Genomic DNA, 12,932 nt, shown 5'->3' on the forward strand with positions numbered 1-12,932 from the left:
CCAGCGCGAAGCGCCAGTATCATTGCTCCCCATGAGTTTCTTCGCCATCCTGTTCGCTCTGCTGATCGAGCAGGCACGCCCCCTGGCCCGCAGCAATCCCATACACGCAGGGCTGCGCGCATGGGCGCTGTCCGTGAGCCGTAATTTCGATGCGGGCAAGTCGCACCACGGCTGGGTAGCGTGGAGCCTCGCAGTCCTCGTTCCCGCCTTGGTCACATTGGCCATCCACTGGCTGTTGTTGTGGGGCCTTGGTTGGCCGTTTGCAGTGCTGTGGAGTGTCGCGGTGCTGTACGTCACGCTCGGGTTTAGGCAGTTCAGCCACCACTTCACTGGCATTCGCGATGCATTGGAGGAGGGCAATGAAGATGCGGCGCGCGAGCGCCTGGCGCACTGGCAGCAGGTGGATGTGGGCGTGCTGCCGCGCAGCGAGATCGTGCGCCACGTGATCGAGTATTCGGTGCTGGCGGCCCACCGGCATGTGTTTGGCGTGCTGGCTTGGTTCTCGGTGCTGGCTGCGCTCGGCCTGGGCCCCACGGGGGCCGTGCTGTACCGTCTGGCTGAGTTTGTGTCGCGCTACTGGCATTACAAGCAACGCGCGGGGGCGCTACCCGCCAGCGAATCCCTGCAGCAGGCCTCTGCGCAGGCCTGGACCGCCATTGACTGGCTGCCGGCGCGGCTCACTGCGCTGAGCTTTGCGGTGGTCGGCAGTTTCGAAGAGGCCATTGAAGGCTGGCGCTTTCATGCGCAGCGGTTTCCCAACGACAACGATGGCGTGGTGCTTGCTGCGACGGCGGGCGCCATCAATGTGCGCCTCGGTGGCGAGGCTTTGAAGGCGCGTTCTGAACTGCATGCGCCACAAGGTCTGGAGATCGACGCCGACATGGGCGACAGCGACTCCACCCCCGGCCGCGAGCCCGAGGTAGGCCACCTGCGCAGCGTGGTCGGACTGGTGTGGCGTTCGGTGGTGGTCTGGATGCTGCTGCTGGCGTTGCTCACCCTGGCGCGCTTGCTGGGTTAGCCGGGACGGGGCCTGGTAAGCCGCCTTGCGCAGCGCTGCGCAAGGCGTGAATCAATACCGGGTGTGGCTCAGTTCTTCAAACAGGTCACTATATATTTTGTAGCGTGAGGGGCTTATCCCTCCAGCACTTGGGCCATTTTTAACGGCATCCAATACGCCACAGCCCGGTTCATGCAGGTGGGTGCAGTTGTAGAACTTGCAGTCGGTGGCATGCTCGGCGATGTCGGGCATGCAGGCGGCCAGTTGCATGGGGGCGATGTGGTGCAGCCCGAATTCCTGGAACCCTGGCGAGTCGATCAGCGCCGTGGTGCGCGCTGCATCCATCCAGTACCAGTGGGTGCTGGTGGTGGTGTGCTTGCCAGAGTTCAGCGCCTGCGAGATCTCGCCCGTCAGCACAGAAGCACCGGGCACCAGCAGGTTGATCAGCGTGCTTTTGCCCGACCCCGAGGGGCCGAGCACCAGCGTGGTCTTGCCTTGTAGGTGTTCCATCAGCAGGGCACGGTCCACATCGCTGGACAGTGCCAGCGATAGCGGTAGCACGCCGTAGTGTTTGCCTGCGCCCATGTGCCGGTAGGGCAGCAGGCGCTCCCAGGCGCGGGCGAAGGGCTCGACCAGATCACTCTTGTTGAGAGCAATGATGGGCTTGATGCCTTCGGCTTCCGCCGCAATCAGTGCGCGGGACAGCTGGCTTTCGGAAAACACGGGCTCCGCAGCGATGAGGATGAGTACCTGGTCCAGGTTGGCGGCGAAGGATTTGGTGCGGATTTCGTCCTGGCGGTAGAAAAGGTTGCGTCGTTCCTTGACCTTTTCGATCGTACCTTCTTCACCTTGGCCGGGCGGCGGTGCCTGCCACAGCACATGGTCGCCCACCACGGCCTGGTTTTTTTTGCCGCGGGGGTGGCAGATGCGGCGTGCGCCATCCGGGGTTTCGACCATGCAGTGGCGCCCATGGCTGGCCACCACGGTACCTTCCATGAGGGCGCTGCGTTCAGCCATGGTGGGCCTGCGTCACAGTGCGACCAGTGCGTCGAACTGGGTGGCGCACTCGAAGTCGGTGCTGGAGATGCCGTGCACGTCGTGAGTGTTCAGTCGCACCACGCAGCGGTTGTAGTGCACCGACAGATCGGGGTGGTGGTCTTGCGCGTTGGCGATGAACGCCAGTGCGTTCACGAACGAGATCGTCTCGTAGTAGTTGGCAAAGTGGTAGGTCTTCTCGATGGCGACGTTGGCGCCGTCGCCGCTGAGGCTCCAGCCTTCCAGCTTGGCGAGGTTCGCTACTACTTCTGTCGCTGTCAGGGCGCGACGGGTCAACTTGGACCAGTCTTTTTTCTTCAACATGGTGGTCATGGGTGGGCAGGGGTTTGCATGCGCGCCAGACGTTCTGTGGCGGGTGGATGCGAGTAGTAAAACTTCACGTACACCGGATCGGGTGTGAGCGTGGAGGCATTGTCTTCATACAGCTTGAGCAGGGCCGACGACAGATCGGCGCCGCTGGCCTGGGCCACGGCATATGCATCTGCCTGGAACTCATGGCGGCGCGACTGCTGCGAGAACAGCGGCGAGATGAAGAAGGTGAATACCGGGACGACCAGCATGAACAGCAGCAGCGCCAGCGCATCATTGGGGGCAGCTGCCATGGCTGGGTCCAACGAAATATTGGGCCGTACGCCCAGCCCGGTGTAGAACCACACTTGGGTGGAGAGCCAGCCCAGCATCGCGAAGCCTGCCAGGCTCAGCGCAAACATCATCACGACGCGCTGGACGATGTGGCGGTGCCTGAAGTGGCCCAGCTCATGGGCCAGCACGGCTTCGACCTCGCCGGGGGCCAGCTGGCGCAGCAGGGTGTCGTAGAACACCACGCGCTTGGCGGCACCAAAGCCCGTGAAGTAGGCGTTGGCGTGGGCGCTGCGACGGCTGCCGTCCATGACGAACAGGCCCTTGGCCGAGAAGCCGCAACGTTGCATGAGCGCCGTCACCCGGGCTTTGAGCGATTCGTCTTCGAGCGGCTGGAACTTGTTGAACAGCGGTGCGATGAAGGTGGGGTAGATCACCATCAGCAGCAGGTTGAAACCCATCCAGAAACACCAGGCCCACAGCCACCACAGTGGGCCTGCAGCGCCCATCAACCAGAGTATCAGCGCGGCGATGGGCAATCCAATGATTGCGCCTACCAGCAGGCCCTTGAGCGCATCCGCCACCCACAGGCGCCAGGTCATCTTGTTGAAGCCAAACCGTTCTTCCACCACAAAGGTCTGGTACAGCGACAGGGGCAGGTCGATCAGGCCGCTGATGGCGGCAAAGGCCACCAGCAATGCCATCTGTTGCCACATGCCGCCGCCCAGCACGGCAAGCAGCGCCTGGTTCAATGTGTCGAGGCCGCCCAGCAAAGTCCAGCCCATCAGCACTGCAGCGCCCAGCGTCAGCTCCAGCATGCCCAGGCGCGCCTTGGTCACGGTGTAGTCGGCAGCCTTCTGGTGAGCAGCGAGGGAGATGCGTTCGGCAAACGGCGCAGGGACCGCCGCGCGGTGACGTGCCACATGCCGGATCTGGCGCGTGGCCAGCCAGAACTTGAGTGCCAGGCCCAGCAACAGCGCGGCAGCAAAGGCCATAGTGAGCAGCAAAGAGGGGGAAAGGTCGTCGGATGTGGGCATGTGCGGCGAGTTTAGGTCATCGGCGACAATGCGCGCCATGTCAGAAGCCAACAACCCCACCCCGCCCGCGCTTGCCAAATCCGACCAGAACCTCGTCTGGCTGGACTGTGAAATGACCGGCCTTGAGCCCGATACCGACCGCTTGCTGGAGATCGCCGTGGTCGTGACTGGCCCGAGCCTGGAACCGCGTGTCGAAGGCCCCGTATTTGCCATTCATCAGTCGGATGAATTGCTGAACAAGATGGATGCCTGGAACAAGGGCACGCACGGCCGCAGTGGCCTGATCGACAAAGTGAAGGCCTCTACGGTGACCGAAGAGGAGGCCGAGCAGAAGATTCTTGCTTTCCTGGCCCAGTACGTGCCCAAGGGCACCGCGCCCATGTGTGGTAACAGCATCGGCCAGGACCGGCGTTTCCTGGTGCGCTACATGCCCAAGCTTGAACGTTTCTTTCACTACCGCAACGTGGATGTGAGCACGCTCAAGGAGCTGGCCAAGCGCTGGAAGCCTGAGGCCTACACCAGCTTCAAGAAGGCGCAGAAGCACACGGCGCTGGCCGACGTGCACGAGTCCATTGAAGAGCTGGCCCATTACCGCACTCATTTGCTGTCGGTGGACGTGAAGGCTGACTGAGTTGGTGGGCGCGGGGGCTGCGTGATTGACGCTGCTGCCGCGCGGCTCATTCGAGGGGTATTGCGGGCAAACCCTTAATCGTGCGATAATCGTTGGCTGCGCAGGAATCCCTCGCAGATTGTGCATCTCCCCTCACACACCGGGCTTGTCAGCCGACTGTCTATCGACAGTGCAGGACTGGCGAAAAACGCCCACCCGCTCCGGCCTTTTCTGAGCCAGCGCAGGTTTCGTTTGATGGTTGATGTTTTTTAACCATTTGACGAAGCCAATCGTGGGCTGCGCCCGCGACCGTCTTCGTGAGAGAAAAATCATGACCGACACCTCTTTGGTGCAGGGCGAATTCGCGCCTGCAGAGACTTCTTTTGCTGCCGACATTTCCGTGCAGTCTTCCCCTCTCGATGCTGCAGTGGCCGTGGCCGCTGAAGCGGACGCCGCTGTGACCGCAGAGCCCAATGGCTTTGTCGAGCTCGGCCTGGCTCCTCAGCTTGTGCAGGCCGTGGCTGATCTGGGCTACACCCAGCCCACGGGTGTGCAGCTCAAAGCCATTCCATTGGCCATGGGCGGTGGCAACGATGCCACCAAGTTCATCGACCTGATGGTCTCCAGCCAGACCGGCTCCGGCAAGACGGCTGCTTTTCTGCTGCCCGTACTGCACACGCTGATCAACCAGCAAGCGGCAGCCGAAGCCGAGGAGCGTGCTGCGTTTGAGCGTGCCACGGCCGAAGCCGCTGCTCGCGGCGAACCCGCTCCCAAGCGCCCCAAGCGCAAGGACCCCACCAGCTCGCGCAATTTCAAGGCGGCCACCCCCGGCGCCTTGATCCTGTGCCCCACTCGGGAACTGGCGCAGCAAGTTGCGCACGATGCCATCGACCTGGTCAAGCATTGCCGCGGCCTGCGCGTGGCCAACGTGGTGGGTGGCATGCCTTACCAACTGCAAATCGCCAAGCTGCAGAACGCCGACCTCGTGGTGGCGACTCCTGGCCGCCTGCTGGACCTGCAGCGCTCGATGCAGATCAAGCTCGACAAGGTGCAGTTCCTGGTCGTTGACGAAGCCGACCGCATGCTTGACCTGGGCTTCTCGGATGACCTGGCCGAGCTGAACCAGCTGACCAGCCAGCGCAAGCAGACCATGATGTTCAGCGCCACGTTCGCGCCGCGCATCCAGCAACTGGCCATGCGTGTGATGCACGACGGTGGTTCGTCGGTGCAAAAGGTGACCATCGATTCTCCGCAAGAGAAGCACGCCAACATCAAGCAGGTGCTGTACTGGGCCGACAATGCTCAGCACAAGCGCAAGATGCTGGACCACTGGCTGCGTGACACCACGATCAACCAAGCCATCGTCTTTGCCAGCACCCAGGTGGAGTGCGATGGCCTGGCCAACGACCTGCAGCAAGACGGTTTCTCCGCCGTGGCACTGCATGGCGCCCTGAGCCAGGGTCTGCGCAACCGCCGTTTGATGGCCCTGCGCGCCGGCCAGGTGCAGATCCTGGTGGCCACCGATGTGGCGGCACGCGGCATTGATGTGCCTACCATCACCCACGTGTTCAACTTTGGCCTGCCCATGAAGGCCGAGGACTACACCCACCGCATCGGTCGTACCGGCCGTGCGGGCCGCGATGGCCTGGCCATCACATTTGCCGAGTTTCGCGATCGCCGCAAGATCTACGACATTGAGTCGTACAGCCGCCAGCAGTTCAAGGCCGAAGTGATTCCGGGCATGGAGCCCTCGCAGCGCGCGCCGCAGGCACCCCGTGGTGGTGACTTCGGTGGTGGCCGTGGTGCACCGGGCCGCTCGTACGACAACCGTGACAACCAGTCGCGTGGCCGTTTCGGTGGTCCCGCACGCGGTGGCAATGACCGTGGTGGTTTCGGTGGCGGTTTTGGCGGCGGCTTTGCAGGTCGTGACAACCGTGGCGCTCCGGCCCGGGGTGAAGGCGGTGGTTTTGCTGGCCGCGATGACCGTGGTGGCGATCGTGGTTTTGCACAGCGCCGCGATGGCGAAGGCTACGGTCGCAAGCCCGGCTTTGGTGACGCAGGCCGTGGCGGTTTTGCTCCCCGTGGCGATGCGGGTGCACCGCGCGGTGATTTCGCTCCCCGCAAGCCTGCTTTTGCCAAGCCTGCAGGTGGCGGTAGCAAGCCGTTTGTGGCCCACGACGCTCGCAAGCGTCCTGCTCGCCCGGCTCGCTGATCGTTGATAGGTTGGTGGCGCTAGCGCCGCCCCTGTTGTCAAGGCTGGTACTGCAAGGTGCCAGCCTTTTTTCATGGCCGATACCTTGACAGTCCCAGATTGTGAGCGGTGGCTCGTCAATAATGGCCGCCGGAGGAATCTGCTGTGTCGTCTTCTTTATCTTCGGGTGCGGACTTTGAGCACATGTTCGGGCTGGCACCAGTGTCACTCTGGCTGGAGGACTACAGCGCACTCAAACAGCTTTTTGAGCAGTGGCGCGCTGAGGGTGTGACGGATATTCGCGCGCACCTGTCCCAGGACCCGGCCCGCCTGCGGGCCTGCAGTGCCGCACTCAAGGTGCTCAAGGTCAATCAGCGCACGCTGGACCTGTTTGCTGCCGAGAACCAGCAGGTTCTGGAGGCCAATCTGGACAAGGTGTTCCGTGACGACATGCACGACGCGGTGGCGCACGAGCTATCGCAGCTTTGGGACGGGCAGCTGGAGTTTTCAAACCAGACGGTGAATTACGCGCTCGACGGGCGGCGGCTCGATGTGCAGATCCGCGCGCGCATCTTGCCGGGCTATGAGGACAACTGGAGCAGGGTGCTGGTGTCACTGGAGGACGTGACCGCCACCGTGCGCGCAGGTGCCGAGCTGCGCCGCAGCGAGCAGTATGCGCGTGACCTGTTCGAACATTCGCCTGTGTCGTTGTGGGTGGAGGATTTCAGCGCGGTCAAAAGCCTGCTCGACGGCGTGCGCGCACAGGGCATCGACGACTTCAAGACTTTCATCCGGGTGCACCCCGAGTTTGTGACGCGCTGCATGCACGAAATCCGGGTCATCGACGTGAACCAGCAGACCTTGCGCATGTTCGGTGCGGCGAGCAAGGAGATGCTGCTGAACAACATTGGCCGGGTGTTCCGCGGGGAGATGCACGAGTCCTTTGCAGAGCAGTTGCTGGACCTGTGGGAGGGCAAGACCTTCCAGCAACGCGAAGTGGTCAATTACGCCTTGTCTGGCGATGCGGTGCATATCCACATGCAGTTCTCGGTGCTGGCTGACCACATGAGGGACTGGGGCCTGGTACTCCTGTCCCTGGTGGACATCACGGCGCGCAAAAAGGCTGAGGCTTATCTGGAGTACCTTGGCAAGCATGATGTGCTCACGCAATTGCGCAATCGCGCCTTTTACGCAGAAGAGCTCAATCGCCTGACCCGCAAGGGCCCTTGGCCGCTGTCCATCATCGCCATCGACCTCAATGGTCTCAAGGGGGTGAACGATGAGCAGGGGCATGCGGCGGGGGACTCCATGCTGCGCCGTGTGGGCGAGGTGCTGGCCAAGGCTGTGGACGCCCCAGCGTGCGCCGCTCGCATAGGGGGGGACGAATTCACGGTGTTGTTGCCTGGCACGGATGAACGCGGGGCTATGGCTCTGCAGGAGCGCATTTTGTCGATGCTCGAACTCAACAACCAGTTCTACCCTGGCCAGCATTTGAGCCTGGCCATGGGGATTGCCTGTTGCCCGTCTGGCGACGCGGTGGAGGCTGCGATCCACCGCGCAGACCAGGCGATGTATGCGGAAAAGAATCGCTATTACCAGCAAAAGAACGTGGACCGGCGGCAGCCAAGTCCCTGATCCGCGCCTTGATTAGAGGTTGACCGGCGTGCGGCCGATCTCGGGCCAGCGATGGTGCAGAAAGATCCAGGACAGCATGCCAATGCACAACATCAGAAATGATGACAGCGCCAGCAAAACGGTGGAGTGCATCACCAGCGGTGCAATGAGGCCCGCCACCAGCCCGTTGGCCGAAGAGCCGACAAACGCCTGCATGGACGAGGCCATGCCCCGTCGCTCCGGGTAGAGGTCCAGCACCAGAAGCGTCACCACGGGCACCATCAGCGCCCAGCCAAAAGAAAAGACCGCAATGGGCGCAAGGGCCCACCAGGCATGGGCGGTGAACAGGAGATTGGCGACCAAATTCAACACGGCCACCGAAAACATGATGACGAACCCGTGGCGGATCTGGCGCTTGGGTGGAATCCGTCCGGCCAGCCGTCCACTGAGCCACGCACCGCCCATGATGCCCGAGATGGTGAGCGCAAAAAACCAGAAAAACTGCGTGGGTGCCAGCGACAGGTGCTCCCCCAGAAAGGCGGGGGCCGACAGCACGTACAGGAACATGCCATTGAAGGGCACACCGCTGGCCAGCGCCAGCAGCACAAAGCGTGCGCTGGTGCCCAGCTGCATGTACCCGCGCATGAGGTGGCGCACATGGAAGGGCTGGCGCTGCTCCACATGCAGGGTCTCGGGCAGCAGCCGAAAGTTGGCGGTCCACAGGGCGACCCCTACCAGGGTCAGAAACCAGAAGATGCTGTGCCACCCGGTGTGGACGAACAGCCAGCCCCCGATGATGGGTGCAATCGCCGGGGCCACTCCGAAGTAGATAGTGACCTGGCTCATGACCTTCTGCGCTTGTGCCGGGGGGAACATGTCGCGGATCACCGCGCGGGAGACCACGATGCCCGCTCCCGTGGACAAACCTTGCAGCGCGCGGAAAAAGACCAGTTGTCCGATCGTCTGCGACAGTGCGCACCCGGCGGAGGCGATCGTGAACACCGCGATGCCCCACAAGATCACGGGCCTGCGCCCGAAGCTGTCCGCCAGCGCTCCATGGAACAGGCTCATGAACGCAAAGCCAAACAGGTAGGCCGACAGCGTCTGCTGCATTTCTACCGGCGTGGCTCCCAGCGCCGCGGCGATGCCCGAGAACGCAGGAATATAGGTGTCTATGGAAAAGGGCCCCAGCATGCCCAGCACTGCCAGCAGAATCGCCAGCGCCCAGCGGGGCGCTTTCCAGAGCAAATGGGCTTGTGGGTTCATGGGTGACGATGGGATGGGGTGAGAGTCGGGCACCCTCGGGGCATCGGCCTCTGACGCTGTGCAGGCCGGTGCCGGTTGCATGGGGATTATGCGGGACATACACGGCCCATGGCGGGTGAGCGCTGCGGAGCATCAAGCCTTGCACTCTTCGTAAAGAGTTCTGGGCGAGGGGGCGTTGCAAAGATAAGCCTGAGGAGGGCGGGTAGCGCCGGCGGCGATAGGCCAGGGTCCTCGGGCTGTCGCAAGCGAGCTAGAAACAAAAAAACCTGCTATTTGTGAATAGCAGGTTTTTTGTGCCTTGCGGCTTTGATTTGGTGGGTCCTGAGTGACTCGAACACTCGACCTACGGATTAAGAGTCCGCTGCTCTACCAACTGAGCTAAGAACCCAAATCTTTGAATTCGTCTGCATTGCTGCAGAGCCTCGAATTATGCACTAGTTTTTGCGACCTTTGCAACTAGCGCCCAAAAATTATTGCATCGCGCTCCGGCTGGCCAGCTCGACAAAGAGGCCGCTGTGGTCCAGTTCGCCCAGGCCGTGGTCCACGCCCTCGGCATACAGCGCTTCGAACAGGGCCGTGATGGGGGCGTCGAAACCTGTTTCGCGCGCGGTAGCCAGCGCGTTGCGCATATCCTTCAACTGGACGGCCATGCGACCCCGGGGCGCAAAGTCGCGGTCCACCATGCGTTGGCCATGTAGCTGCAGGATGCGGCTGTCGGCGAAGCCACCGCTGATCGCCTCACGGACCTTGGCCATGTCAGCACCGCCTTTGGCGGCAAACAGCAGGGCCTCGGCCACAGCGCCGATCGTGATGCCCACAATCATCTGGTTGGCCAGCTTGGCCAATTGCCCGGCTCCGTGAGGGCCCACATGCGTGGCGCGGCCCAGGCAAGCAAACACGGGTTGTGCGCGGGCGAAATCCTCGGGCCGTCCACCGGCCATGATGGCCAGGGTGCCCGCTTCGGCGCCGACAGTGCCGCCCGACACCGGTGCGTCCAGGTGGGCCAGGCCCAGCTCGTCCAAGCGGGCCGCATGGTCGCGGGCCTCGCTGGGCTGGATGGAGGCCATGTCGATGAAAAGAGCGCCTGGGCGCATCGCCTGGGCGGTGCCCAGTTCAAACAGGACCTGGCCCACGACCGGGCCGTTTTCGAGCAGGCTGATGACAAGGTCCACGTCCTTGACGGCATCGGCTGGGATGCTGTGCACAGTGACACCCCATTGCGCCAGCGGCTCTGCCTTGGCCCGGGTGCGGTTCCATGCGTGCACTTGGTGGCCTGCTTCGCTGAGGCGCCTAGCCATGGGCAACCCCATCATGCCAATGCCAAGAACAGCGATACGAAGCGGAGTGGTAGTCATGGCGTTGTTCTTCTTGGGAAAGGAGTTCAAGAGCGTCTCTGTTGCCATCATGTGCCTTTTTGGCGCTGCAGTCTGTCACGGAGCTTGCAGCGCACAGCGATTGGCCAGATGATTCTGCAGCGCCAGCGCCGTTACTGCGTCTGCCGAGCCTGTTGGCCGGGCCGCGGTATGGCACCGAAGGCCGCCCACACAACTCGGAGACCCTTGCCCATGACCTTGCCCCTGTACGACCCTGCCTGGCTGGAGCGCATGTACAACAACCGTGCCCTGGTCCCAGACCACATGGACTACTTTGAGCGCTGGGCACGAGACTCCGCCCAGGTACGTGCCAACATTCCCTGCGCGTTGGATGTCGCGTATGGAACAGGTTTGGGTGAAACCCTGGACGTGTTTCCCTCGGCCCGCGCCACCGGTGGGCCGGTGCCGGTCCTGGTGTTCATCCACGGCGGCTACTGGCGGTCCCTCGACAAATCCGATCATTCGTTCATTGCTCCGCCCTTTACCCAGGCGGGGTTTTGTGTGGTGGTGGTGAACTACGCGCTGTGCCCGGGCACCCCAGAGGCGCCGGTGACCATCCCTCATATCGCACGGCAGATGGAGAAAGCGCTGGGCTGGGTGTGGCACCAAATTGCCGCCCATGGTGGCGACCCCAAGCGGATCACGGTAGCGGGGCATTCTGCCGGCGGGCAGCTGGCGGCCTTGTTGCTCACCAGCGTATGGCCTCTCATTGGCAAGGGACTGCCCAATGGGCTGGTGCGTAACGCACTGTCGATTTCAGGTGTGCATGACCTGGAGCCCATCATGCACACGCCCATGTACCAGTCTGTGCTGAAGCTCACCGAGCAGCAGGTGCTGCAATGCAGTCCCGCGCGTTTGCTGGAGCCACCCACCGGCACGCTGTATTGCGCTGTCGGAGCCGATGAAAGCCCCGAATTTTTGCGGCAGAACCAGCTCATGCAGGACGCGTGGGGGAGCCATTTTGTGCCCCGCAGCGTGGCGTTGCCAGGGTTGAACCATTTCAGCGTCGTGGATGCCCTGGCCAAGCCAGGCCACGACCTGCACCACATGGCGCAGAACCTGCTGCGGGCCTGACCGCGCGTTGATCTGGGCTCGGGTGTGGGGTTACATCAGCAGGTGCTCGCCTGCGTTGTCGCCGCCCAGGATCACGTAGTTGACCTTGCGCACATCCATCAGCTTGGTGCCACCCGCATAGCTGATGGAGCTTTGCACGTCCTGCTCCATCTCGATGAGTGTTTCGGCCAGTTTGCCCTTGATGGGCTCCAGGATGCGCTTGCCTTCGACGTGCTTGTATTCGCCCTTGTTGAAGTCGCTGGCCGAGCCGTAATACTCCTTGAACAGCGCGCCGTCCACTTCCACCGTCTTGCCCGGCGATTCCTCGTGGCCGGCAAACAGCGAGCCAATCATCACCATGCTGGCGCCAAAGCGGATGCTCTTGGCAATGTCGCCATGGCTGCGGATGCCGCCGTCGGCAATGATGGGCTTGGTGGCCACGCGGGCACACCACTTGAGCGCGCTCAGCTGCCAACCACCCGTGCCAAAACCTGTCTTGAGCTTGGTGATGCACACCTTGCCCGGGCCCACGCCCACCTTGGTCGCGTCGGCGCCCCAGTTTTCAAGGTCGATGATGGCTTCGGGCGTGGCCACGTTGCCTGCAATCACGAACGACTGGGGCAGATGCTTTTTCAGGTAGCCGATCATGTTCTTCACGCTGTCGGCATGGCCGTGGGCAATGTCGATGGTGATGTATTCGGGCGTGATGCCCAGTGCCACCAACTGGTCCACGGTGGCGTAGTCGGGTTGCTTCACACCCAGAGAGATCGACGCGTAGCAGCCCTTGGCATGCATATCCTTGACGAACTGGATGTTGTCCAGGTCAAAGCGGTGCATGACGTAGAAATAGCCGTTCTGAGCCATCCAGGTGCAGATGGTTTCGTCCACCACGGTCTTCATGTTGGCCGGTACCACTGGCAGGCGGAAGCGGCGGCCGCCCAGCTCCACGCTGGCGTCGCATTCCGAGCGGCTTTCCACGCGGCACTTGCGGGGCAGCAGCAGGATGTTGTCGTAGTCGAAGATTTCCATGAGATTCCAAGCTCCATAAAGGGACGCCGCCAAACTATTTCGACGGCGGTGGGCGCTTGGCTGTCGGACCGGCTTTGCGGGAGTGAACGTGACAGTTACTCCGAACCCTGCTGAGCGCAGGCACAAA

11 protein-coding genes and 1 tRNA gene are annotated in these 12,932 nt (G+C 62.5%); 5 read left to right on the forward strand and 7 right to left on the reverse strand.

Annotation, left to right across the window (positions count from 1 at the left end):
- Window positions 1–31: 31 nt before the first annotated feature.
- Window positions 32–1,018 (forward strand): CobD/CbiB family protein, encoded by a 987-nt coding sequence (locus C8C99_RS21170; RefSeq protein WP_056646468.1) that lies wholly within the window; start codon window positions 32–34, stop codon window positions 1,016–1,018.
- Between the two features lie 51 nt (window positions 1,019–1,069).
- Here the strand turns inward: C8C99_RS21170 and rsgA are convergent, their stop codons facing one another.
- Genes rsgA through C8C99_RS21185 form a run of 3 tightly spaced genes read right to left on the reverse strand, consistent with a single transcriptional unit; the run spans window position 1,070 to window position 3,669 of the window.
- Window positions 1,070–2,014, reverse strand: coding sequence for a ribosome small subunit-dependent GTPase A (gene rsgA / locus C8C99_RS21175; RefSeq protein ID WP_056646466.1), 945 nt, complete (start codon window positions 2,012–2,014; stop codon window positions 1,070–1,072).
- Window positions 2,015–2,026: 12 nt separating this feature from the next.
- On the reverse strand, window positions 2,027–2,365 hold the full coding sequence (locus C8C99_RS21180; RefSeq protein WP_056646464.1) for a 4a-hydroxytetrahydrobiopterin dehydratase: 339 nt from the start codon (window positions 2,363–2,365) through the stop codon (window positions 2,027–2,029).
- The gene (locus tag C8C99_RS21185; RefSeq protein WP_056646646.1) at window positions 2,362–3,669 is read right to left on the reverse strand and encodes a M48 family metallopeptidase; all 1,308 of its coding nucleotides are present in this window, start codon (window positions 3,667–3,669) and stop codon (window positions 2,362–2,364) included. The genes C8C99_RS21180 and C8C99_RS21185 overlap by 4 nt, the downstream gene beginning before the upstream one ends.
- 37 nt (window positions 3,670–3,706) lie before the next feature.
- Between C8C99_RS21185 and orn the strand changes: the two genes are divergently transcribed.
- The 3 genes from orn to C8C99_RS21200 all read left to right on the forward strand — a co-directional run bounded on the left by orn (window position 3,707) and on the right by C8C99_RS21200 (window position 8,105).
- Entirely contained in the window at window positions 3,707–4,300 is a 594-nt protein-coding gene (gene orn / locus C8C99_RS21190) for an oligoribonuclease (protein WP_056646642.1), read from the forward strand.
- A gap of 310 nt (window positions 4,301–4,610) precedes the next feature.
- Complete coding sequence (locus C8C99_RS21195) at window positions 4,611–6,491, forward strand: DEAD/DEAH box helicase (RefSeq protein WP_056646462.1); 1,881 nt, start codon at window positions 4,611–4,613, stop codon at window positions 6,489–6,491.
- Window positions 6,492–6,635: 144 nt separating this feature from the next.
- Complete coding sequence (locus C8C99_RS21200) at window positions 6,636–8,105, forward strand: diguanylate cyclase domain-containing protein (RefSeq protein ID WP_082576947.1); 1,470 nt, start codon at window positions 6,636–6,638, stop codon at window positions 8,103–8,105.
- Between the two features lie 12 nt (window positions 8,106–8,117).
- Here C8C99_RS21200 and C8C99_RS21205 read toward each other — a convergent pair whose 3' ends face one another.
- The 3 genes from C8C99_RS21205 to C8C99_RS21215 form a co-directional block, all read right to left on the reverse strand.
- Window positions 8,118–9,350, reverse strand: a complete 1,233-nt coding sequence (locus C8C99_RS21205; RefSeq protein ID WP_056646458.1) for a multidrug effflux MFS transporter — start codon at window positions 9,348–9,350, stop codon at window positions 8,118–8,120.
- A 312-nt stretch (window positions 9,351–9,662) separates the two neighbouring features.
- A tRNA-Lys gene (locus C8C99_RS21210) sits at window positions 9,663–9,738 on the reverse strand.
- A gap of 82 nt (window positions 9,739–9,820) precedes the next feature.
- Window positions 9,821–10,705, reverse strand: coding sequence for an NAD(P)-dependent oxidoreductase (locus tag C8C99_RS21215; protein WP_108627258.1), 885 nt, complete (start codon window positions 10,703–10,705; stop codon window positions 9,821–9,823).
- Window positions 10,706–10,915: 210 nt separating this feature from the next.
- Here C8C99_RS21215 and C8C99_RS21220 point away from each other — a divergent pair, with 210 nt between their 5' ends.
- The gene (locus tag C8C99_RS21220) at window positions 10,916–11,797 is read left to right on the forward strand and encodes an alpha/beta hydrolase (RefSeq protein ID WP_056646457.1); all 882 of its coding nucleotides are present in this window, start codon (window positions 10,916–10,918) and stop codon (window positions 11,795–11,797) included.
- Window positions 11,798–11,827: 30 nt separating this feature from the next.
- On the opposite strand, the gene C8C99_RS21225 is transcribed toward C8C99_RS21220, so the two are convergent.
- Entirely contained in the window at window positions 11,828–12,805 is a 978-nt protein-coding gene (locus C8C99_RS21225) for a GMP reductase (RefSeq protein ID WP_108626809.1), read from the reverse strand.
- Window positions 12,806–12,932: the final 127 nt, after the last annotated feature.

It is taken from the genome of Acidovorax sp. 107 (assembly GCF_003058055.1).
Classification (GTDB): Bacteria; Pseudomonadota; Gammaproteobacteria; order Burkholderiales; family Burkholderiaceae_C; genus Acidovorax.

What these genes read in the sequence shown, in the direction of transcription:
- C8C99_RS21180 (WP_056646464.1), bottom strand. Translation starts at nt 2,365, where the DNA reads ATGACCACCATGTTGAAGAAAAAAGACTGGTCCAAGTTGACCCGTCGC.
- C8C99_RS21185 (WP_056646646.1), bottom strand. Translation starts at nt 3,669, where the DNA reads ATGCCCACATCCGACGACCTTTCCCCCTCTTTGCTGCTCACTATGGCC.
- C8C99_RS21195 (WP_056646462.1), top strand. Translation starts at nt 4,611, where the DNA reads ATGACCGACACCTCTTTGGTGCAGGGCGAATTCGCGCCTGCAGAGACT.
- orn (WP_056646642.1), top strand. Translation starts at nt 3,707, where the DNA reads ATGTCAGAAGCCAACAACCCCACCCCGCCCGCGCTTGCCAAATCCGAC.
- rsgA (WP_056646466.1), bottom strand. Translation starts at nt 2,014, where the DNA reads ATGGCTGAACGCAGCGCCCTCATGGAAGGTACCGTGGTGGCCAGCCAT.
- C8C99_RS21170 (WP_056646468.1), top strand. Translation starts at nt 32, where the DNA reads ATGAGTTTCTTCGCCATCCTGTTCGCTCTGCTGATCGAGCAGGCACGC.
- C8C99_RS21205 (WP_056646458.1), bottom strand. Translation starts at nt 9,350, where the DNA reads ATGAACCCACAAGCCCATTTGCTCTGGAAAGCGCCCCGCTGGGCGCTG.
- C8C99_RS21215 (WP_108627258.1), bottom strand. Translation starts at nt 10,705, where the DNA reads ATGACTACCACTCCGCTTCGTATCGCTGTTCTTGGCATTGGCATGATG.
- C8C99_RS21220 (WP_056646457.1), top strand. Translation starts at nt 10,916, where the DNA reads ATGACCTTGCCCCTGTACGACCCTGCCTGGCTGGAGCGCATGTACAAC.
- C8C99_RS21225 (WP_108626809.1), bottom strand. Translation starts at nt 12,805, where the DNA reads ATGGAAATCTTCGACTACGACAACATCCTGCTGCTGCCCCGCAAGTGC.